This is a genomic window from Achromobacter sp. MUI-25009338 (assembly GCF_057359325.1).
Map to the genome: position 1 here is coordinate 1,081,232 of NZ_CM170627.1, position 21,013 is coordinate 1,102,244.

Here is a 21,013-nt window from a genome sequence, read left to right on the forward strand (position 1 = left end):
GACCCACCATGAAAATTTCCGCAATCGCCAGGCTGATGGCCGCGGCCGCCCTGCTGGCCGGCGCCGCCGCCGCGCACGCCGAAGCCGCCTATCCCGACCGTCCGATCCGCATGATCATCCCTTACGCGCCGGGCGGCTCGCTCGATCCGATCGGGCGCGTGCTGGGCGAGGAACTGTCGCGCCGCCTGCAGCAGCCGGTGGTGGTGGAGAACGTGGCCGGGGCGAGCGGCATGCTGGGCGCCAACCGCGTGGCCAAGGCCAATCCCGACGGCTATACGCTGCTGATCGGCATCACCTCCAACGTGTCGCTGGCGCCGCTGGTCACGCCGCAGGCGCAATACCAGGCCGCGGATTTCGACGCGATCTCCATGGTCGGCACCAGCGGCCTGGTGCTGGTGGCCCGGCCCGACCTGCCGGTCTCGGACCTGGCGGGCGCGCTGGCGCTGGCCAGGCAGAAGCCCGGCAGCCTGTCCTACGGCATTCCGGGCACGGGCTCGCTCTATCATCTGGCGATGGAGGCGCTCAAGTCCGACACGGGAACCGATATCGTGGCCGTGCCGTACAAGGGCGCGGGGCAGGCCAGCATCGACCTCATGGGCGGGCAGATCGACCTGGCCCTGCTGGGGCTGCCGGCCATGCTGCCCCACATCGCCAACCACAAGATGAAGGCGCTGGCCGTGATGAGCAGGAACCGGGACGTGGGCGACAAGAACATTCCGTCGGCCTCGGAAACCGCGGGCCTGGAAGGCATCGACTACGACATCTGGACCGGCGTGTTCGCGCCCAAGGGCACGCCGGAGCCGGTGCGCCAGCGCCTGCACCAGGAGATCCAGGCCATCCTGCAATCGCCGGAAGTGATCGAGGGCTACCGCAAGATGGGCGTGGAGGTCGCGCCGCCCCAGACCCTGGCGCAGTTCTCCGCCTTCATCGCCGGCCAGACCGACAAGCTCAAGAGCGATATCGGCCGCACCCGCTTCAATCCGGGCTCGTAAAGGGCGGCGGCGCGGTTCACAGCGCCGCGATCCGTGCTTAGAATCGGACTGGCCCGGCGTTTCCGGGCCATGTCCGTTTACCAGGTGCCCGATCCCATGCCCGAAATTCCGCCTCTTCCCCAAGCCGTCCACGACCCGGCCACCCGCCACGCGATCTTCCTGGTCGCCACCCTGAACGAGGGCGCCGGCTCCGCCGAAACGCTGCGGGGCTGGTGCGAAGACGTCGCCGCCCGCGTGCGCACCGTGGCGACCCGCGCGCCGCAACAAAACCTCTCCTGTGTTTGTGCGTTCGGCTCCGCCGTCTGGGACCGCGTCTTCGGCGCGCCGCGCCCGGCGGCCCTGCATCCGTTCCGCGAATTCGGGCCGCCCGGACGCGTCGCCGTCGCGACCCCCGGCGACCTGCTGCTGCACATCCGCGCCGATTCCATGGACCTGTGCTTCGAGCTCGCGACCCTGCTGCTCAACGACCTGGGCGATGCCGTGACGGTCGTCGACGAAGTCCACGGTTTCCGCTATTTCGACCGGCGCGCCATCATCGGCTTCGTCGACGGCACCGAGAATCCGCAAGGACGCGAGGCCGTGGACTTCACGGTGATCGGCGACGAGGACCCGGAGTTCGCCGGCGGCAGCTATGTGCTGGTGCAGAAATACCTGCACGACATGGACGGCTGGAACGCCCTGACGGTGGAAAACCAGGAAGGCATCATCGGCCGCCACAAGCTGTCCAACGTGGAGCTGGACGACGACATCAAGCCGTCTTCGTCGCACAGTTCCCTGACCACCCTCGAAGAGAACGGCCAGGAAGTGAAGATCCTGCGCGACAACATGCCTTTCGGCCGGGCCGGCTCGGGCGAGTTCGGCACCTACTTCATCGGCTACGCGCGCTCGCCGGCGCCCATCGAGCAGATGCTTGAGAACATGTTCGTCGGACGGCCCGTCGGCAACTACGACCGCCTGCTGGATTTCAGCCACGCGGTCACGGGCGGGCTGTTCTTCGTGCCGTCGGCCGACCTGCTGGAAGCGCTGGCCGAGCGCGCCCCGGCCGCGAGCGAGGCCGCCGCTCCTAGCGCTCCTGCTCCAGCGTCGCCTTGATCCGCAGCATGCTGTCCTGGTTGACCTGAATGAGACCGGAGGCCGGCTGATCTATGTCCAGGATGAAGGTCAGGACCAGCGATATCAAGGTGGCGAACAGGCCGGTCGAGATGAGCCGCCTGCGTTTCTGCAGGCCGGTTCCATAGGCGATGAACGCCATCGCGCCGGTGGTCACGATGAAGAGCAGGTAGAACACCGGCTCGGGAACGTGGTTCTCCAGCGCGACGCGGCGTTTTTCGTTGACCTGCGCCATGTCGTTGATGGCCTGGATGAACAGGACCGAAGCCATGGACGGCGGCGATTCCAGCACGCCGGCCGCGGTGGAGCGGATCTGGCGTTCGATGCGCCGCGAGGCGGCGCCGGCCAGCGCCAGCCGTGCGCTGTCGTTGTCGGCGTCGTGGAACTCCAGCGCGGTGTCGGCGTATTCCCGCAGCAGCGCCGCGATCGGCTCGCGCGCCGCGGGCGGCAGCAGCTGCGAGCGCCAGTAGGCGTTGCCGATGGCGTTGGCCTCTTCGGGCACCAGGTTCTTGCGCGTCTCGAAGCGGGTGACCGACATTGCGAAGGTAAAGCCCAGCAGCAGCGCCAGCAGGCCCAGCAGGGCGGTCTGCAGCGCGCCGATATGGGCCTTGGCCGACTCGTCGGAAGCGCGGCGCAGCTTGCGCCCCAGGCGATATCCCAGCTCGATGACCGTCAGGAAGACGGCCACGCAAATGAAAAAGATGTAGACCTCATCGATTTGCTGGAGCACGTCGTTGTTCTTGGCTGTCGGTGGGGCATCAAGCGTATGCCGATTCGGACGCCGCGGGCAAGAGCGATTTACCCGCGGGCCGCCCGGGAGTAAGGTTCGTCTTTCCTGTAAGCGACCCCGAACGGAGCAGAATTTGAAATACCGCAAACTCGGCCGCACCGGCCTGGACGTCAGCCTGATCGGCCTGGGCACCATGACCTGGGGCGAGCAGAACACCGAAGCCCAGGCCCATGAGCAGCTGGACTACGCCCTGGAGCGCGGCGTCAATCTGGTCGACACCGCCGAGATGTACCCGGTGCCGCCCAAGCCGGAAACGCAGGGCCTGACCGAGACCTATATCGGCACCTGGCTGGCGCGCAGCAAGCGCCGCCACGAGATCGTGCTGGCCAGCAAGGTGGCCGGCCCCGTGCGCGACGCCAAGCGCCCGGGCCACATCCGCGACGGCAAGACCTTCCTGGACCGCAAGAACCTGACCGAAGCGCTGGACGCCAGCCTCAAGCGCCTGCAGACCGACTACCTGGACCTGTACCAGCTGCATTGGCCGGACCGCAGCACGGCCACCTTCGGCAAGCTGGCCTATCCCTGGGTGCAGGACGAGCACACCGTGCCCATCGAAGAAACGCTGGAAGTGCTGCAGGACTTCGTGCGCGCCGGCAAGGTGCGCCACGTCGGCGTCTCCAACGAGACCCCGTGGGGCGTGGCGCAGTTCCTGCGCCATGCGGAGAACCGGGACCTGCCGCGCATCGCCTCCATCCAGAACCCGTACAGCCTGCTGAACCGGGTCTTCGAGAGCGGGCTGTCCGAATTCGCCCACCGCGAAGACGTGGGGCTGCTGGCCTATTCGCCGCTGGCGATGGGCATGCTGTGCGGCAAGTATCTGGACGGCGCGCGCCCGGCCGGCGCCCGCCTGACGCTCTATACGCGCTTCACCCGCTACAGCAACCCGCAGGCCGAGGCCGCCACCCGGGCGTACGTGGAGCTGGCGCGCGCGCACGGCATCCCGCCGACCCACCTGGCCCTGGCCTGGGTCAACCAGCGTCCCTTCGTCACCAGCAACCTGATCGGGGCCACCACGCTGGAACAGCTGAAGGAAAACATCGACAGCGTGGACGTGGCGCTGCCGGCCGAGGTGCTGGAGGAGATCGAGCGCATCCACGCGCGCCAGCCCAACCCGGCGCCCTGAGCGCCGTTCGCCGATACATTTTGTTTGAAGGCCGTTGTCGATCCGGCGCCCTGTCGTTCGTCGTCCTGTTGGAGCGAGAATGTTCCGACAAACACCCAAGGAGACGGATATGCGATTCATGGTGCTAGTGAAGGCGACGGCCGACAGCGAGGCGGGGCTCATGCCCGGCGAGCAGCTGCTGGCGGACATGGGCCGGTACAACGAGGAACTGGTGAAGGCGGGGGTGATGCTGGCCGGCGAAGGCCTGCATCCCAGCTCGAAGGGCGCGCGCGTGGCGTTTTCGGGCAGCGGCCGGCGCGTGATCGACGGGCCGTTCGCCGAGACCAAGGAGCTGGTCGCGGGTTTCTGGATCTGGCAGTGCGCGTCCCTGGACGAGGCGATCGCCTGGGTCAAGCGCTGCCCCAACCCGATGCCCGGCGACTCCGAGATAGAAATCCGCCAGATTTTCGAGGCGGACGATTTCGGTGCAGCGTTCACCCCCGAGCTGCGCGAGCAGGAGGAGCGGCTGCGCGAACAGATGGCGGGCAAGCCCGCGCCCTGATGCGGCGCAGCATGAGCGCGGCGCCGGCGCGGATTGTCAGCCGGCGGGCGCGCCCAGGTCCCACACGCGCGCCGGCTCGAAACCCTGCTGTTCGCCCTTGCGCGCGTAGCCCAGCGGGTTGGCGATCACGCGGCAGCCGTCCTTGACGTAGTCCTGCGGACAGTGCAGGTGGCCGTGCAGCCAGTAGTCGGCCAGCGGCAGCAGGCGGTCGAGCGCGTTGCAGAACCCCGCGGTGCCGGGGGTGATGCCGTAGCGCGGATCGGCGCTGGCCAGGGTGGGCGCGAAATGGGTGATGGCCACCGTCGGGCCGTCGAACGGTACGCGCAGCGCGGCTTCCAGCCACTGCTGGCAGAGCAGCCCCTGCTCGCGCATCTGCTCGGCCAGGAAGGGCTCGCCGTGGCGGCGCATGGCCGCTTTTTCCAGGTAGAAGTCGGCGGCCCGGAATGCCTTGGCGCGCTTTTTCAGCGCCGCGCCCAGGGTGTCGGCGTCGCTGGCCAGCGCGTCGAAATCGCTCCAGAGCGTGGTGCCGACCAGGCGCATGCCGCCGATCACCAGCGTCTCGCGCTCCAGCCAGTGGATGTCCAGTTCCCGGCACAGGCCGCGCAGGCGTTCGTGGGTCTCGTCGAAATCCAGGTTGTCGTATTCGTGGTTGCCCGGCACGTACACCACCGGCGTGGGCCAGCCGTTGCGCGGCGAATAACTGCCCAGCCCGAAGTCGTCGCGCTCCAGTCGGGAGCCGCGCTGGTACGAGCCGATATCCCCGGCCAGCACCAGCAGTTCGGCGCCGGGCGCGGGCCGTTCCACGAAGTCGGGGTCGGTTTCCAGGTGCAGGTCGGACAGCAGTTGGATTTTCATACCCGTAATCTTAGGCGAGTGCGGCGGGGCCTGTCGTTCCATGAGACACTTTCTCCTATGAGCCGGGACGCGCGCACGCGCGCCCCGACCGCATAGAACCAACAGGAGAAACCCCATGCGTATCGCGATCACGGCGGCGGCCATTCTGGCGCTGGCGGCCGGCGCCCATGCGCAGCCGCAGCCGCAGTCGCGCCCGCTCGACTGCAGCAAGGCGGCCACGCAAACCGACATGAGCATGTGCGCCGACCAGGCCTACCGCAAGTCCGATGCGGACCTGAACGCCGCCTACAAGGAAATCAACGCGCGCCTGAAGGACGACAAGACCGCCGCCACCCAGTTCCATGCCGCGCAGCGCGCCTGGCTGTCTTTCCGCGACGCCGAATGCGCGTTCGCGGCGGGCGGCACCTCGGGCAGCAGCGCCTACCCGATGGCGCAGAGCGCCTGCCTGGACAAGCTGACCCAGGCCCGCACCAAGGAACTGCGCGCCTACCTCGAATGCGAAGAGGGCGACCTGACCTGCCCGGTGCCGGGCAGACCGTGACGGCGGCCAGGGCATGGACGACAAGGCATCGGGCCTGATCACGGACGCCGCCGGCGTGGCGCGCTGCTTCTGGCAGCCGTCCATGCCGGACTACCACGACCGCGAATGGGGCCACCCGGTGGCCGACGATCGCCGGCTGTACGAGAAAATCTGCCTGGAAGGCTTCCAGGCCGGCATGGCCTGGATCACCATCCTGCGCAAGCGCGAGGCGTTCCGCGAAGCGTTCGACGACTTCGATTTCGAGCGCGTGGCGCGCTATACCGAACGCGACGTGGAGCGGCTGATGGGCAATCCGGGCATCGTGCGCAACCGTAGCAAGATCGTGTCGGCCATCAACAATGCGCGCCGCGCGCGCGACCTGGCCGACGAAACCGGCACGCTGGCGGGCTGGCTGTGGCGCCACGAACCGCCGCCGCGCGAGCGCCCGGCCACGGTGGACCTGGACTACTGGAACAACAATCCCAGCTCGGCCGCGTCCAAGGCCTTGTCGCGCGCGCTGAAGCAGCGCGGCTGGACCTTCGTCGGGCCGACCACCATGTACGCCTTCATGCAGGCGGTGGGCATGGTCAACGACCATCTGCACGGCTGCGCGTGCCGCGGTGAGGTCGAGCGCGCCCGGGCCGGGTTCAAGCGGCCGGGGTGATGGCGGTTGCGGCTCGTAGAATGGGTGCAGCGCGAGAGACTCGATAAAAGAAATCGACCGCTCGACGCGCGCAACCCATCAGACAGCAAGCAACAACTACCACCCCCAGCAGCTTCCCGCCGCCGGCCGGCCGCAACTGCGGTAATTGACCGCGAACCACAGCTTGCCCGCTCCGCGTGGGCTGCCGTCCTTCTTCACGTCGTCGCGCGTCAGCTCTTCCAGCGTGTCGCGCGCCTTCTTGGTGGGCGAGTCGCCGGCCGCGTCGGGCACCAGAGCGATGCGGCCCAGGCTGGCGGCGTCGCGGTCGCCGTACACGATGTCGGTGTCGGCCAGCGCGCTCATCTTCAGCGCGGCGTCGCGCACCGCGGCAGCGTAGCTGTCGCCGGCGCCGGCCGGCGCCAGGTCCTTGCCCAGGGTGCTGGGCGCAAGAATCTGCGTCGTAGCCGCGGGCGGGGTCATGCGGTAGGCGTCCAGGCCCGGAAGACGGCCGCCGGCGGCCTCGCGGCGCAGCCAGTCGCCCCACAGGAATTCCGCGAATTCAGGCAGGCCGCCGTTCTGGTAGGCGATGTCGCGGGTGAAGTACACCAGCGAGCGGTAGCGGTCTTCCTGCATGCCGCCGGCTTCGTCGGCGCTGGCCAGTCCCAGGCGCGTGGGCAGCTGGTCGACGGTGATGGGCTGGTTGGCGCCGTCGCGCAGCCAGGTGCGCCGCTCGTCGATCATGCGCTGCCAGAAGGCCGCGGCGTTGGGCACGTCGCTGTAGTTGGCGTCCACCTTGACCCACACCGGCAGCTTGGGGCCGCCGTCGGCGATCTCGCGCAGCGAGGAGAAGGTATGGTGGCCGTCGGTCAGGTAGAGGTTGCCGTCCCAGCCCACCACCACGGTCTTGAGGTTGGCGGTATGCGTGCCGGGGGCGTCCTTGCAGGCGTAGGTGTCGGGCTGGTCGAGGCGGGCGGCGCGCGCCTCGGCGATGCTCTGGAAATCCCGGGCGCGTTCGGCGCCGCCCATGTCCTCGCAGTAGTCGTCGAACTTCTTGCCGACGGTGCGGTTCAGGTAGTCGAGCTGGCGCGTGGGATCGGCCGCCCAGGTGGGACGGTCGAAGTCGCCCTGCCAGCGGCCCAGCTTGTAGTAGATCTGGTCGTAGCCGACGGCGGCCTGGGTCGGGCGCAATTCTTCGATGCGCACCTGGATCACCTGGCCGGGCCTGGTGTCGAGGTAGGCGCTGTTGCGCGCAGGCGTTTCGGGTTCGGGCGTCTCCGGTTCGGTGGGAAGCGGTGCGATCACCGCGGGAGGCTCGCCGCCGCCTGCGTCGCCATCATCGTCGTCGCCGCCGTTGCAGGCGGCCAGGGCCAGCGGCAGCAGGGCCGCGGCCAGCAGGCGCAGCAGAGTGGGGGGCGGCGAAGTCGGGAAGGTCGAGTGCATGGTGGCGGTTACGGGTCCGTGCGTTCAAAGGTAGCCGATGATGGCCGACGCTTGTTGCGCGCAGATTGCACCGCCCATGCGCCGCGTCCCGGCCGCGACCGGTCGGGACGCGGAGACGCTTAGAACGTATGCCGCACGCCCACCCCGGCGGCCGTGCTCTTCAGGCCGTCGATGAAGGCATAGTCCTTGCCGTAGGAGGCATAGGCGTACAGGTTGGTGCGCTTGGACAGGTCGTAGGTGTAGCCCACGCTCCAGACGTTCATGTTGGCGTCGCCGCCGGTCAGGCTGTCGTTGTTGGGCGAGACGTGCTGCCACGAGGCGAACAGGCTGCCGGTGGCGCCGACGGGCACGGTGGCGCCCAGCATGTAGGCGTTGGCCTTGAAGCCGTCGACGTAGCGGTAGGTGCCGAACTCGTCGCTGAACGGGGTGCCCGCGGGCAGGTCCTGGCCCACGAACCAGCCGTCGGTGGTGCGGCCGTAGGCGGCCGCCAGCTTGACGATCTGCAGGTCGTAGGACACGCCCAGCGCGTACTGGCGCGGGGTGGCGTCGTGGTCGATGGCGGCGCGGTTCGAGCCGTTGAGCTGGTCGTAGGTCAGCGCGACGTTCAGCGGGCCCTGCACGTAGCGCAGGCCGGCGGTGATGCCGCGCGCGTTGTCGGCGGTGCGAAAGCCGCTCTGGCCGGCGTCGGTGTCGTCGACGTTGAAGGAATAGCCCACGCCCAGCTCGAAGCCGTTCACCGAGGGCGTGCGGTACATGACCATGTTGTCCCAGCGCATGGTGTTGGCGGCGCTGAAGCCCAGGCCCAGGTTGGATTGGGTGTAGCTGGTGTAGAAGGGGTCGATGTCGGCGAGGTAGTTCGAGCCGACCGTGGCTTGGCGGCCGAATTCCAGCTTGCCCCAGGCGTCGTTGGCCAGCCCGATGGTGGCCTGGCGGCCGAACAGGCGGCCGGACTGCCCGCGCTGCCCGTTGGCGGAATCGAAGCCGCTTTCAAGCGTGAACACGGCGCGCAGCCCGTCGCCCAGGTCGTCGGAGCCGCGCAGGCCCCAGCGCGAGCCGGCCTGGATGCCGTTGATCATGCCGAGCTTGCTGCCGTCGTATCCATCGCCCTTGATCTTGTTGTAGCCGATGCCGGTGTCGATGACACCATAGAGAGTTACCGACGTTTCTGCCTGCGCGAGGCCTGCAAAAGTAGTGAGCATTGCGGCTGCGAGCAGCGTCTTTTTCATCCTTGGGGACTCCTGTCTGGGGGTTGGAAAAAACAAAGGGAACACCACGCGGCGCAGGCGCCCGACGGTGTTCCCGGTGGTGATTGCGGTGCGGCGCGGGGTTCAGCCCTTGCGGCGCGCGCGCTTTTCTTCGCGCACGAAGATGAACACCCCGACCAGCACCATGGCCGCCAGCGCGTACCAGGTGATGGCGTACATGAGGTGGTTGTTGGGGAAGGACAGCACCGTCAGGCCGCCCACCGGCGCCTTGCGGGCATCGGCCGCGCCGCCCGCGGCGTCGGCGTCGATGAAGTACGGCGCCACGTCGGTCAGGCCGCGCGCGGCGGTGATGGCGGGCAGGTCGCGCGAATACCAGAGATTGGCCGCGGGATCGTTGTTGCGCAGAAAGCCGCTGCCCGGTTCGCCCATGCGCAGCAAGCCGCTGACCCTGGCCTGCGCCGGCGGCTGCGCCGCGCCCGCCTGGGCCTTGCGCCATTCGGGCAGCACGAAGCCGCGGTTGACCAGCACGGTGCCGCCGCCGTCCAGCTGCAGCGGCGTCATGACCCAGTAGCCGCTGCCCAGCTCGGTGGCGGCCTGCACCAGCGTCTGGCGGTCGTACTGGAACGTGCCGGAAGCAAAGACGCGGCGGTATTCGGCGTTGTCGGAAGTCAGCGCGGGCCATTCGGCGCGGCCCGGGGCGGGCGCGGCGGGCGCGTGGGCGCGCGATTCGACCTGGGAGATCAGGGCGCGTTTCCAGGCCAGGCGGTGCACCTGCCAGGTGCCCAGCGCGCACAGGCCCGCGAAAATGGCGGCGGCAACCAGCCCCAGGATGACCAGGGTGGTTGCGCTGCGCGGATTACGGGGGGTGTCGCCGGAAGAAGAGTCTGTTACTGCGGGCATCAGGGCATTTTGCGCATGTCGTGCGTCGACATGGGCATCATATTGGAGTTCAGGTGATACATGATCCAGATGGATCCGCTGAGCGTGATGACGACCAGCACCAGCGTGAATATTAACGCCAACATGTTCCAGCCGCTTTCGGACTTGGTGTCCATGTGCAGGAAGTACACGATGTGCACCACGATCTGCACCACGGCGAAGCCCAGGATGATGAGCGCGGTGGTGCGCGAATCTTCGAACACCCGGTCCATGACCAGCCAGAACGGAATGGCGGTCAGGATGGCGGCCAGCACGAAGCCGGTGGCGTAACTTTTTAGCGTGCCGTGGGCGGCGCCGTCGTCGTCGTCATGGTGCCCGTGGTCGCCGCCCGGATGGGCCAGGTGGTCCGTATGCGCGGTCATGGCAGCACTCCCATGAGATAGACAAAGGTGAAGACGCCCACCCAGATCAGGTCCAGGAAGTGCCAGAACATGGACAGGCACATCAGGCGCCGGCGGTTTTCGGGGATCAGGCCGTGCATCTGCACCTGGATCATCATGGTCACCAGCCACACGATGCCGAAGGTCACGTGCAGGCCGTGGGTGCCGACCAGGGTGAAGAAGGACGACAGGAAGGCGCTGCGCTGCGGTCCCGCGCCCTGGTGGATCAGGTGCGCGAATTCGTAGAGTTCCAGCGACAGGAAGCCCAGGCCGAGAATGCCGGTGACGGCCAGCCACAGCTGCGTGCCGCCGATGCGGTTGCGCCGCATCTCCAGCATGGCGAAGCCGTAGGTGATGGACGACAGCAGCAGCAGCGAGGTGTTGACCGCCACCAGCGGCAGGTCGAACAGGTCCGCGCCCGAGGGGCCCGCCGCATAGCTTCGGCCGAGCACGCCGTAGGTGGCGAACAGGCAGGCGAAGATGAGGCAGTCGCTCATCAGGTAGACCCAGAAGCCCAGCAGCGTGCCGTTCTTGGGATGGTGTTCGACCGGAACGTAGAACACGGGCTGCGCGGGCGGCGCGGCGCCGCCGGGCAGGGAGGTAGCGACGGTATCAGACATGGTTTTTCGCCAGCAATTGCGTGCGCGCATCCTCCGTGCGCACGACCTCGTCGGCCGGCACGTAGTAGTCGCGCTTGTAGTTGAAGGTGTGAACGATGGATACCAGGATCAGCGCCGCGAACGACAGCACCGTCAGCGGCCACATGTGCCAGATCAGCGCAAAGCCCATCACCACGCTGATGCCGGCCAGCACGATGCCGGCCCAGGTGTTCTTCGGCATGTGGATGGGAATGAAGCCCTGGCGCGGCCGCTCGTAGCCGTGCTGCTTCATCTGCCACCACGCGTCCTGGTCATGCACGCGCGGGGTGAAGGCGAAGTTGTAGTTGGGCGGCGGGGACGAGGTGGACCATTCCAGCGTGCGCCCGTCCCAGGGGTCGCCGGTGTCGTCGCGCAGCGATTCGCGGCGCCGGTAGCTCACCACCAGCTGGATCAGGAAGCTGGCGATGCCGCAGGCGATCAGCAGCGCGCCGAAGGCCGCCACCTGGAACCAGATCTGCAGCGACATGTCCTCGAAGTGGTTGACCCGGCGGGTCACGCCCATCAGGCCCAGCACATACAGCGGCATGAAGGCGACGTAAAAGCCCACCAGCCAGAACCAGAACGAGCACTTGCCCCAGAACGGATCGAGCTTGTAGCCGAAGGCCTTGGGGAACCAGTAGGTGATGCCGGCCATCAGGCCGAACAGCACGCCGCCGATGATCACGTTGTGGAAGTGCGCGATCAGGAACAGGCTGTTGTGCAGCGCGAAATCGGCCGGCGGCACGGCCAGCAGCACGCCGGTCATGCCGCCTATCACGAAGGTGACCATGAAGCCCACCGTCCACAGCATCGGGACCTCGAAGCGGATGCGGCCGCGGTACATGGTGAACAGCCAGTTGAAGATCTTGGCGCCGGTCGGGATCGAGATGATCATGGTCGTGATCCCGAAGAACGAGTTCACGCTGGCTCCCGATCCCATGGTGAAGAAGTGGTGCAGCCACACCAGGTAGGACAGCACCGTGATCACGACGGTGGCGTACACCATCGAGGCGTAGCCGAACAGGCGCTTGCGGCAGAACGTGGCGACCACTTCGGAAAAGATGCCGAAGGCCGGCAGGATCAGGATGTAGACCTCGGGGTGGCCCCAGATCCAGATCAGGTTCACGTACATCATGGCGTTGCCGCCGAAGTCCGCGGTGAAGAAGTTGGTGCCCACGTAGCGGTCCATCGACAACAGGGCCAGCACCGCGGTCAGCACCGGAAAGGCCGCCACGATCAGCACGTTGGTGCACAGCGCGGTCCAGGTGAAGATGGGCATGCGCATCATGCTCATGCCGGGGGCGCGCATCTTGACGATGGTGACCAGCAGGTTGACGCCTGAAAGCAGCGTTCCCACCCCCGCTATCTGCAAGGCCCATATGTAGTAGTCGACCCCCACGTCCGGACTGTGCGCGATACCTGAAAGCGGTGGGTAGGCCAGCCAGCCGGTGCGCGCGAATTCGCCCACGAACAGCGACATCATCACCAGGATCACGCCGCCGGTGGTCATCCAGAAGCTGAAGTTGTTCAGAAACGGGAAAGCCACGTCGCGCGCGCCGATCTGCAGCGGCACGATGTAGTTCATCAGGCCCGTGACCAGCGGCATGGCCACGAAGAAGATCATGATCACGCCGTGCGCGGTGAAGATCTGGTCGTAGTGGTGGGGCGGCAGGTAGCCGGCGGAGTCGCCGAAGGCCACCGCCTGCTGCAGGCGCATCATGATGGCGTCGGCGAAGCCGCGCAGCAGCATCACGATGCCCAGGATCACGTACATGATGCCGATCTTCTTGTGGTCGATGCTGGTGAACCACTCGCGCCACAGATAGCCCCACTTGCCGTAGTACGTGATTGCGCCCAGCAGCGCGATGCCGATGATGGCCACCACGATGAAGGTGGCCAGCAGGATCGGCTCGTGGTACGGAATGGCTTCCCAGGTCAGTCGACCGAAGATCAGTTTGGTGAGCTCAGCTTGATCGGGCATCTCGATTCCACCATAAAGACCGGAGTTCATGAATTCCGCGCCGCGGCGCTACAGCACCAGCCCCTGCGTGGCCGTGCACATCGCGCCCACGTACTTGCGCGGCGGCGTGCCGGTCAGCCCCAGGCGCTCCCGCGTCTGCGGGTCCAGGGTCGTGACGTTGAGCGCGCCCGGTATGCCCATGCCGCCCTGCGCGTCGATGGCCATCGCGTCGCGCATGCACATGCGGTTGGGCTCCACGCAGCGGTTGACGATGGCCTCGAACAGGCCGGGCGCGACCGAGGCGTAGCGCTGCACCGGATTGCGTTCGCTGGGCTGCTCCAGCTGCAGATAGGTCTCGCGGCTCAGCGTGGCGCCGGCGGCGCGCGCCTCGGCAATCCACTTGTCGAAGCCCTGCTGGTCCACGCCGTGGAACTTGAAGCGCATGCCGGAGAATCCCGAGCCGCTGTAGTTGGCCGACAGGCCTTCGTATTCGCCGGGATGGTTGATGACGGCGTGCAGCGTCGTCTGCATGCCCGGCATGGCGTAGATCTGCCCGGCCAGCGCCGGGATGAAGAAGGAGTTCATCACCGTCGACGAGGTGATCCTGAACTGGATCGGGCGGTCCACCGGCGCGGCCATTTCGTTGACCGCCGCCACGCCTTGCTCGGGATAGACGAACAGCCATTTCCAGTCCAGCGCCACGACCTCGACCACCAGCGGCTTGGTGTCAGGCGGCACTTCGCGGCCTTCGGACAGGCGCGCCAGCGGACGGTAGGGGTCGAGCTGGTGCGTGCTCACCCAGGTCAGCGCGCCCAGCGCGATGATGATGAGCAGCGGCGCGGCCCAGATCAGAAGCTCCAGCACCGTGGAGTGGTTCCATTCCGGGTCGTAGCGGGCGGTCTGGTTGCTGGCGCGGTAGCGCCACGCGAACAGCAGTGTGAGGATGATGACCGGGACGATGATGAGCAGCATCAAGCCCGTCGAGATCAGGATCAGGTTGCGCTGCTGCAAGGCCACGTCGCCCGATGGCGACAGCAGCACTGCATTGCATCCGGCGAGCAATAGCAGGGCAGGAACCAGGATCAATCCGCGCAGCCTTTGGAAGAACGGCATGACCACACCCCGAAACGTAACCGTGGGAAGTAAACGCAACACTACGCTGGAAGGCGCGAAAAATCTAGGGTAAAAAGAACAAAAGTATGCGGAAAGCGCATGCGGGAAAGGGCTGCATTCTGGTATGGAAGCAGCGCTGAACGCGGCGCGCAAGCCGCATCCGGGTGTGATGCAGGATCGTAGACAAGGCGTATTCCAAACCTCCTTTCAGCGAGCAGTCACATGGCGAGCACCACGCAATATCCGGGCCACGCATCCCCGTTTCCGCAGCCGGCCGCGCCCGCCGGCGCAGGCAGCCACGCCAAGGTGGCGCCAGGCGAAATCGCGGTGGGCGTGGTGGTGGGACGCGCCTCCGAGTACTTCGATTTCTTCGTCTTCGGCATCGCCTGCGTGCTGGTGTTTCCGCAGGTTTTCTTCCCGTTCGAAGCGCCGCTCGAAGGCATGCTGTGGTCCTTCGTCATCTTCTCCTTCGCGTTCATCATGCGGCCCATCGGCACCGCGCTGTCGATGGCCGCGCAGCGGCGTTGGGGCCGCGCAACGAAACTGACCATCGCGCTGTTCCTGCTGGGCACGGCCACGGTGGGCATGGCGTTTCTGCCGGGCTATAACGCCATCGGCGGGCATGCCATCGTGCTGCTGGCGGTGTTCCGATGCCTGCAGGGCCTGGCGCTGGGCGGTTCGTGGGACGGGCTGCCGTCGCTGTTGGCGCTGAACGCGCCGCCGCACCGGCGCGGCTGGTATTCGATGCTGGGCCAGCTCGGCGCGCCGGTCGGCTTCATGGTGGCCAGCGCGCTGTTCCTGTTCCTGCTGGTCACGCTGACCCAGGCCGACTTCCTCGAATGGGGCTGGCGCTATCCGTTCTTCGTGGCCTTCGCCATCAACGTGGTGGCGCTGTTCGCGCGGCTGCGCCTGGTGGTCACCGAGGAATACACCCAGCTGCTCGAAGAGGGCGAGCTCGAACCCATCAGCACCGCCCAGATGGTGCGCGAGCAGGGCTACAACCTGTTCATCGGCGCGTTCGCCGCGCTGGCCAGCTATGCCTTGTTCCACCTGGTCACGGTGTTTCCGCTGTCATGGATCGCGGTCAGCGCCACGCAGCAGATTCCCGACGTGCTGGTGGTGCAGATCGCCGGCGCGGCGCTCGCGATCCTGGGCACCATCGCCTCCGGCTGGCTGGCCGACCGCATCGGCCGGCGCACCACGCTGGGCCTGCTGGCCGCGCTGATCGCGGTGTTCGCGCTGTTCACGCCGTGGCTGCTGGGCGGCGGGCCGAAGGCGCAGGACGCCTTCATCCTGGTGGGTTTCGCGCTGCTGGGGCTGTCGTATGGCCAGGCCTCGGGCACGGTCACGGCCAACTTCGCGCGGCGCTTCCGCTATACCGGCGCGGCGCTGACCTCCGACATGGCCTGGCTGATCGGCGCGGCCTTCGCGCCGCTGGTGGCCCTGGGGCTGTCGGCGCGCTTCGGGCTGGTGGCGGTCAGCATCTATCTGCTGTCGGGGTCGGCCTGCACGCTGCTGGCGCTGCGCATCAACCGGGTGCTGGAAACTCGGGATTGAAATGTGGCGGCCGGGGCCGCCCGATGGGTTTCGCGCGCTTTACCGCTGATTGTCCGCGTCGAATGTCTCGCGCTGCACCCATCGGCCGCGCGCCATCACCGCACCGGCCACCCATACATCAACCCGCCGTCGCGCCACTGCGCGTTCAGGCCGCGCGGCAGTTTCATCGGGCTGCTCATCCCCAGGTTGCGCTCGTAGCTCTCGCCGTAATTGCCCACCTGCTTGATGATGTTGTAGGCCCAGCGGTCGTCCACGCCCATGTTGCGGCCCATGCCGGGCGTCACGCCCAGGATGCGCTGCACGTTGGGGTTGACGGCCTTGAGCTGCGCTTCCACGTTGGCCGACGAAATGCCGAACTCCTCGGCTTCCAGCATGGCGTAGAACGACCAGCGCACCACGTTGACCCAGTTGTCGTCGCCCTGGCGCACCATCGGGCCCAGCGGGCTTTTCGAGATGTTCTCCTGCAGGATCTCGTAGCCGTCGGGGTTCTCCAGCGTCATGCGGGTGGCGGCCAGCTGCGACTTGTCGGAGGTGAAGGCGTCGCAGCGCCCGGCCGCGAACGCGCGCACGATTTCATCGTACTTTTCGATCACCACGGGCCTGAAGCTCAGCGAGCGCGAACGGAACCAGTCGGCCAGGTCCAGCTCGGTCACGGTGCCCGGCTGCACGCAGATGGTGGCGCCTTCCAGTTCCGTCAGCTTCTTGACGCCCAGCTTGCGCGACACCATCACGCCCTGGCTGTCGTAGAAATTGACGGCCACGCTCAACAGGCCCAGCGTGTTGTCGCGCGCCATGGTGGGCGTGACGTTGCGGGTCAGCACGTCCACCTCGCCGGACTGCAGCGCGGTGAAGCGGGCCTGAGTGGTGAGCGGCGTCAGGCGGAACTTGGACGCATCGTTGAACACGGTGGCCGCGATGGCGCGGCACATGTCCACGTCCAGCCCATGCCAGACGCCCTTGCTGTCCGGGGCGGAAAAGCCCTGGATGCCGGTCGATACCCCGCATTGCAGGTATCCCCGTTTCTTGACGGCGTCGAGCGTGGGGCCGGCGAGGGCCTGGCCGGACACGGCGGCCAGCGCCAGGGCGCAGGCGGCGAGTTTGCGTTGCGACATGTCGTTCTCCTGCCGGGACCGGCCCGGCGCCGGGGGGTTGGAAAAGCGCGCCTCAGGCGGCGCGGGCCGCGGGCCGGGACACTTTTTTCAGGCTCTCGGTCAGCGCCTGGTCCAGGATGGCGATGGCGCGGTCGATTTCCGCGTTGCTCACCGTCAGGGGCGGGGCGATGCGCCAGACCGAGCCGCGTTCGGGGCGGCGCCGGATGTTCATGGACAGGCCCAGCTCGAAACAGCGCTGGGTGGTCAGCGCGCCCAGTTCGTGGAAGGGCTGGCGCGTGCCGCGGTCCTGCACCAGCTCCACGCCCAGCAGCAGGCCCAGGCCGCGCACGTCGCCGATGGCCTCGTGGCGCTGCTGCAGTTCCAGCAGGCCGCGGCGCAGGTAGTCGCCCTGCGTGCGGGCGCGTTCGATCAGGTTTTCGCGCTGGATGACCTCCAGCACCGCCAGGCCCACGGTGGCCGGCAGCGGGTCCGATACGTGGCTGGTGTAGAAGGTGAAACCTTTTTCGTGCACGTCCTGCTCGATGGCGGGCGTGGTGATGGTGGCCGCCAGCGGCAGGCCTCCGCCCAGCGTCTTGGACACGCTCATGATGTCCGGCGTGACGCCGAAGTATTCCGCGCCGCTGCGGTAGCCGATGCGTCCGAACGCGGTCTGCGCCTCGTCGAAGATCAGCAGCATGCCGCGCGCGTCGGCGGCCTGGCGCAGCGCCTGCATGTAGGACTTGGGCGGAACCAGCACGCCGCCGGCGCTGATGACCGGCTCGACGATGATGGCCGCGGGCCTGCCGGCCGAAGCCATGTCGAACATTTTCAGGCCGATCTCCAGGCAGGCCAGCGCCGACTGCTCCGGGTCCAGGCCCGCGATGTACGGACGGTAGGCGTTGGGCTCGGGCATGACGAACACGCCGGCCGGCGGCACGCCGTAGCCCTTGCGGTCGCTGGCGTACGACACCGAGCCCGCGCCGCTGGTCACGCCGTGCCACGACCCGCCGATGGCCAGGATCTCGAAGCCGTTCTTGTGCATCTTGGCCATGCGCAAGGCGATTTCATTGCTCTCCGAACCGGTGTTGACGAAGATGGACTTGGTCAGCCCGGCGGGCATCCAGTCGCGCGCCACCGTGGCGGCCAGCCGGGCCACGGTTTCCGGAATCATGCCGCTGAAGAAATGGAAGGCGGTTTCGCCCGCGCGGTGCACGGCGGCGACGATGTCGGGGTGGTTGTGGCCGATGGTGGCGCACATCTGGCCCGATGTGAAATCCAGGATCTCGCGCCCGGTATCGTCGCGCACCACCGTGCCCTTGGCCGAGGTGAACAGGTTGGGGAAGGTGTCGCCGCCGTACCGGACCAGGTACTCGCGGGCGGCGTCGCGCAGGGTTTTATCCATGTTTACACTCCGTGGCGGGTGGGCTCCAATGCGGAACCGACGGAGGCAGTGTCCGGCAGGACGCCCAGACCGTCCAATGCGAAGTAAGCATGCGCGGCGATGCGTCGCGCGCATGGCCCATGTGCGATATGCAAGGAGCCTCATGGACACCCGATGGCTGCAGGACTTCATCACGCTTTCTGAGGTGCGCAACTTCACGCGCGCCGCGGAGGCGCGCAATCTTTCGCAGGCCGCGTTCAGCCGCCGCATCCAGAGCCTGGAGAACTGGGTGGGCGCGCGCCTGATCGACCGCTCCGCCTTCCCGACCCAGCTCACCGAGGCGGGCGAGCGCTTTCGCGACGCGGCGGTCGAGCTGGTCAACCAGCTGGCCGAGGCCCGCGCCGGCATCGCCGGCGTGCCGGCCCAGAACCAGCTGCGGCTGGCGACTTCCTACGCGCTGGCCACGACCCACCTGCCGAAATGGTGGCGTGCCTGGAGCGACGGCCGCGTGCTCAGCTGCAGCCTGCAGACCGGCAACGTGCACGACACCGTCTCCGCCTTCACCTCGGGCGCGGCGGACTTCCTCATCTGCTTTCACCAGGTGGCCCAGCCGCTGCCGCTGGACCCGGCGCGCTACGACTGCCTGACGCTGGGCCGCGAGCTGATCCGGCCGTACGCCGCCCGCGCGCTGGTTGAGCGCACCGGGCTGGACTTGCCCGGCGCCGCGGCCAGTCCGGTGCCGCTGCTGATGTATTCGGCCAATGTGTATTTCGCGCGCCTGATCGACGCCGCCATCGAGGCGGCCGCGCAGCCGCTGCACGGCGTGCGGGTGTTCGAGGCCGAGATGTCGGACGTGCTGGGCGACATGGCCGCCCAGGAGCTCGGCGTGGCCTGGCTGGCCGACAGCGCGCTGCAGCGGCTGGCCGGCGCCGACCTCGTGCCCCTGCCCAACCGCGGCTGGGACATCGAGGTGTCCATCCTGGCCTACAAGGACCGCGCCGACACGCGCGCGGCGGCGCAGCAGCTATGGGACCGCATGCGGGCCTCGGCTCAGCCGGCGTAGCCCTGCAGCACGTTGGCCACGTTCACGCCCACTTCGGCCACGGCGTAGCCGCCTTCCAGCGTGAACACGGCCGGCAGGCCCAGTCCGGCCAGCAGGCGGCCGACTTCCAGGTAGTCCTCGCTGCGCAGCTTGAAGCGCGAGATCGGGTCGCCTTCATAGGTGTCCACGCCCAGGGCCACCACCAGCGCGTCCGCCCCGAAGGCGCGGACCGCGTCCAGGCCCTGTTGCAGCGCCTGCGTCCAGCCGGCGAAGCCGGTGCCGGCGGGCAGCGGCAGGTTCAGGTTGCATTGCGCGCCCGCGCCCTGGCCGCGCTCGTCGGCGTAGCCCAGGTAGAACGGATATTCCGTGGTCGGATCGCCATGCACCGACACGGTCAGCACGTCGCCGCGTTCGTAGAAAATGGTCTGGGTGCCGTTGCCGTGGTGGTAGTCCACGTCCACCACGGCGACGCGCGCGGCGCCGGCCTCGCGCAGCGCCTGCGCGGCCAGCGCCGCGTTGTTCAGGAAGCAGTAGCCGCCGAAGAAATCCGGGCCGGCGTGGTGGCCGGGCGGCCGCGTGAGCGCCATGGCCGCGCGCGGCCCGCCGGCGGCCGTCACCGCGCGCGCGGCGTCGATGGCGCAGGCGGCGCCGGCCAGCGCGGCCTCCCAGGTGCCGGCGGTCAGCGGACAGCCGCTGTCGAACGAAAACAGGCCGACCCGGGCCGCGAAGTTGGTGGGCGACACATCGTGGCGGAAACCCCGCACCGGCCAGATCGACGGCAACACGTCGAATTCGGCGTTGGCCGGGTCCAGCGCAATCCATTCCTGCCAGGCGCCGGCCAGGAAATCCAGGTAGCGCGGGGCGTGCACGCGCCCGATCAGGTCCATGTCCGGCGCCGACGGCGCGCGCAGCTCGCCGATGCCCCGCTGGCGCAGCGCCTGCAGCACGTACTCCTGGCGCGCCGGGGTTTCATGGCAGGGCACCAGCCTGCCGCGGAACATTTCGTGCCGGCCGGCATGTTTGTGGTGGACGGGGTTATGGAAAATCAGCACGGCGAGGCGGTCCTGTTCGATGGCGATGCGCCACTATAGCGGGCGCCGGGCCCGGGCGGCAGCGGCAGGGGCGTTTCGTCCTCGCCGCTGCGCCGCGACCACGAGGTCGCGCGCGCCGTGCCGTCGGGGCACACCGTGTATTCCTCGAAACCGAAATTGTCCGCGGCGTAGCGGCAGGCCACGGCGAAGGCGGGGCGGGCCGGGTCGAAAACCGGATTGACGAAGCCGCGGCAGGGGCTGGCGGCGCTGCCGGGATGCCGCAGCTCGCGGAATCCTCCCTCGCCGGGCCGGTACAGGAAGATGCGGGCGTGGACCTGGTCGCTGCCGCCGCTCTGGCCGACGACGAAATCGCGGTAGCCGTCGTGGTCCACGTCCACGTCCTGGAACTGGTCGACTTCCTCGTCGTCGCCGAAGTCCGCCAGCGCCTGCCGCGGGCCCTTGCCGGCGCGCACGCTCAGTTGCTGCCGCGGCAGGTCGGCGATGCTCACCACCGCGGGCAGGCCGGGGGCGATCTCGTACGGGTAGTCGCGAGCGCAGGCGTTCTGGGCGATCGTGGCCAGCACGGCTCCCAGCAATATGGTTTTCATGTGGCTATCCTCGGCGCCGGCAGGCGTGCCGGGCATTATGCCGCAGGCGGCCGC

General features: G+C 67.9%; 21 protein-coding genes. 8 read left to right on the top strand and 13 right to left on the bottom strand.

Annotated elements, in window-relative coordinates; all coding sequences use genetic code 11:
- Positions 1 to 8: 8 nt before the first annotated feature.
- Both AC1IQ6_RS04950 and AC1IQ6_RS04955 read left to right on the top strand, forming a co-directional pair.
- Positions 9 to 992 carry a tripartite tricarboxylate transporter substrate binding protein gene (locus tag AC1IQ6_RS04950; protein WP_168202172.1) on the top strand — a complete coding sequence of 328 codons (984 nt, stop codon included), beginning with the start codon at positions 9 to 11 and terminating at the stop codon, positions 990 to 992.
- A 96-nt stretch (positions 993 to 1,088) separates the two neighbouring features.
- Positions 1,089 to 2,084, top strand: coding sequence for a Dyp-type peroxidase (locus tag AC1IQ6_RS04955; RefSeq protein ID WP_102774156.1), 996 nt, complete (start codon positions 1,089 to 1,091; stop codon positions 2,082 to 2,084).
- Here the strand turns inward: AC1IQ6_RS04955 and AC1IQ6_RS04960 are convergent.
- Positions 2,056 to 2,832, bottom strand: coding sequence for a bestrophin-like domain (locus AC1IQ6_RS04960; protein WP_102773847.1), 777 nt, complete (start codon positions 2,830 to 2,832; stop codon positions 2,056 to 2,058). The two genes, AC1IQ6_RS04955 and AC1IQ6_RS04960, sit on opposite strands and share 29 nt — an antisense overlap.
- Before the next feature lie 133 nt (positions 2,833 to 2,965).
- Between AC1IQ6_RS04960 and AC1IQ6_RS04965 the strand changes: the two genes are divergently transcribed.
- Together AC1IQ6_RS04965 and AC1IQ6_RS04970 are read left to right on the top strand one after the other, a co-directional pair.
- A complete protein-coding gene (locus AC1IQ6_RS04965; RefSeq protein WP_485865969.1) occupies positions 2,966 to 4,015 on the top strand; it encodes an NADP(H)-dependent aldo-keto reductase in 1,050 nt (349 codons plus the stop codon).
- A 109-nt stretch (positions 4,016 to 4,124) separates the two neighbouring features.
- A complete protein-coding gene (locus tag AC1IQ6_RS04970; RefSeq protein WP_485865970.1) occupies positions 4,125 to 4,556 on the top strand; it encodes a YciI family protein in 432 nt (143 codons plus the stop codon).
- Positions 4,557 to 4,592: 36 nt separating this feature from the next.
- On the opposite strand, the gene AC1IQ6_RS04975 is transcribed toward AC1IQ6_RS04970, so the two are convergent.
- On the bottom strand, positions 4,593 to 5,411 hold the full coding sequence (locus tag AC1IQ6_RS04975) for a metallophosphoesterase (protein ID WP_102773844.1): 819 nt from the start codon (positions 5,409 to 5,411) through the stop codon (positions 4,593 to 4,595).
- Between the two features lie 115 nt (positions 5,412 to 5,526).
- Here AC1IQ6_RS04975 and AC1IQ6_RS04980 point away from each other — a divergent pair, with 115 nt between their 5' ends.
- The gene (locus AC1IQ6_RS04980) at positions 5,527 to 5,952 is read left to right on the top strand and encodes a lysozyme inhibitor LprI family protein (RefSeq protein WP_102773843.1); all 426 of its coding nucleotides are present in this window, start codon (positions 5,527 to 5,529) and stop codon (positions 5,950 to 5,952) included.
- A gap of 13 nt (positions 5,953 to 5,965) precedes the next feature.
- Positions 5,966 to 6,595, top strand: coding sequence for a DNA-3-methyladenine glycosylase I (locus AC1IQ6_RS04985; protein WP_485865971.1), 630 nt, complete (start codon positions 5,966 to 5,968; stop codon positions 6,593 to 6,595).
- 96 nt (positions 6,596 to 6,691) lie between these two features.
- On the opposite strand, the gene AC1IQ6_RS04990 is transcribed toward AC1IQ6_RS04985, so the two are convergent.
- The 7 genes from AC1IQ6_RS04990 to cyoA all read right to left on the bottom strand — a co-directional run bounded on the left by AC1IQ6_RS04990 (position 6,692) and on the right by cyoA (position 14,249).
- A complete protein-coding gene (locus AC1IQ6_RS04990) occupies positions 6,692 to 8,014 on the bottom strand; it encodes a ParB/Srx family N-terminal domain-containing protein (RefSeq protein WP_485865972.1) in 1,323 nt (440 codons plus the stop codon).
- 119 nt (positions 8,015 to 8,133) lie between these two features.
- Positions 8,134 to 9,240, bottom strand: a complete 1,107-nt coding sequence (locus AC1IQ6_RS04995) for a porin (protein ID WP_102773840.1) — start codon at positions 9,238 to 9,240, stop codon at positions 8,134 to 8,136.
- A 102-nt stretch (positions 9,241 to 9,342) separates the two neighbouring features.
- Positions 9,343 to 10,119 (bottom strand): SURF1 family protein, encoded by a 777-nt coding sequence (locus AC1IQ6_RS05000; protein ID WP_485865973.1) that lies wholly within the window; start codon positions 10,117 to 10,119, stop codon positions 9,343 to 9,345.
- Positions 10,119 to 10,520 (bottom strand): cytochrome o ubiquinol oxidase subunit IV, encoded by a 402-nt coding sequence (gene cyoD, locus AC1IQ6_RS05005; protein WP_102773838.1) that lies wholly within the window; start codon positions 10,518 to 10,520, stop codon positions 10,119 to 10,121. The genes AC1IQ6_RS05000 and cyoD overlap by 1 nt, the downstream gene beginning before the upstream one ends.
- Positions 10,517 to 11,158: a cytochrome o ubiquinol oxidase subunit III gene (gene cyoC, locus AC1IQ6_RS05010; RefSeq protein ID WP_102773837.1), complete on the bottom strand. Its 642-nt coding sequence runs from the start codon at positions 11,156 to 11,158 to the stop codon at positions 10,517 to 10,519. The genes cyoD and cyoC overlap by 4 nt, the downstream gene beginning before the upstream one ends.
- Positions 11,151 to 13,157 carry a cytochrome o ubiquinol oxidase subunit I gene (gene cyoB, locus AC1IQ6_RS05015; protein ID WP_485865974.1) on the bottom strand — a complete coding sequence of 669 codons (2,007 nt, stop codon included), beginning with the start codon at positions 13,155 to 13,157 and terminating at the stop codon, positions 11,151 to 11,153. The genes cyoC and cyoB overlap by 8 nt, the downstream gene beginning before the upstream one ends.
- 48 nt (positions 13,158 to 13,205) lie before the next feature.
- Positions 13,206 to 14,249, bottom strand: a complete 1,044-nt coding sequence (cyoA, locus tag AC1IQ6_RS05020; protein ID WP_485865975.1) for a ubiquinol oxidase subunit II — start codon at positions 14,247 to 14,249, stop codon at positions 13,206 to 13,208.
- Between the two features lie 222 nt (positions 14,250 to 14,471).
- Here cyoA and AC1IQ6_RS05025 point away from each other — a divergent pair, with 222 nt between their 5' ends.
- A complete protein-coding gene (locus tag AC1IQ6_RS05025) occupies positions 14,472 to 15,806 on the top strand; it encodes an MFS transporter (protein WP_209165694.1) in 1,335 nt (444 codons plus the stop codon).
- Between the two features lie 95 nt (positions 15,807 to 15,901).
- On the opposite strand, the gene AC1IQ6_RS05030 is transcribed toward AC1IQ6_RS05025, so the two are convergent.
- Both AC1IQ6_RS05030 and AC1IQ6_RS05035 read right to left on the bottom strand, forming a co-directional pair.
- Positions 15,902 to 16,918 (bottom strand): amino acid ABC transporter substrate-binding protein, encoded by a 1,017-nt coding sequence (locus tag AC1IQ6_RS05030; protein WP_111825744.1) that lies wholly within the window; start codon positions 16,916 to 16,918, stop codon positions 15,902 to 15,904.
- Positions 16,919 to 16,970: 52 nt separating this feature from the next.
- Complete coding sequence (locus AC1IQ6_RS05035) at positions 16,971 to 18,299, bottom strand: aspartate aminotransferase family protein (RefSeq protein WP_111825743.1); 1,329 nt, start codon at positions 18,297 to 18,299, stop codon at positions 16,971 to 16,973.
- 142 nt (positions 18,300 to 18,441) lie between these two features.
- Between AC1IQ6_RS05035 and AC1IQ6_RS05040 the strand changes: the two genes are divergently transcribed.
- Positions 18,442 to 19,341, top strand: a complete 900-nt coding sequence (locus tag AC1IQ6_RS05040) for a LysR family transcriptional regulator (RefSeq protein WP_485865976.1) — start codon at positions 18,442 to 18,444, stop codon at positions 19,339 to 19,341.
- Here AC1IQ6_RS05040 and AC1IQ6_RS05045 read toward each other — a convergent pair.
- Both AC1IQ6_RS05045 and AC1IQ6_RS05050 read right to left on the bottom strand, forming a co-directional pair.
- The gene (locus AC1IQ6_RS05045) at positions 19,329 to 20,372 is read right to left on the bottom strand and encodes a histone deacetylase family protein (protein WP_102773831.1); all 1,044 of its coding nucleotides are present in this window, start codon (positions 20,370 to 20,372) and stop codon (positions 19,329 to 19,331) included. The two genes, AC1IQ6_RS05040 and AC1IQ6_RS05045, sit on opposite strands and share 13 nt — an antisense overlap.
- On the bottom strand, positions 20,366 to 20,959 hold the full coding sequence (locus AC1IQ6_RS05050) for a hypothetical protein (protein WP_485865977.1): 594 nt from the start codon (positions 20,957 to 20,959) through the stop codon (positions 20,366 to 20,368). The genes AC1IQ6_RS05045 and AC1IQ6_RS05050 overlap by 7 nt, the downstream gene beginning before the upstream one ends.
- Between the last annotated feature and the right edge of the window lie 54 nt (positions 20,960 to 21,013).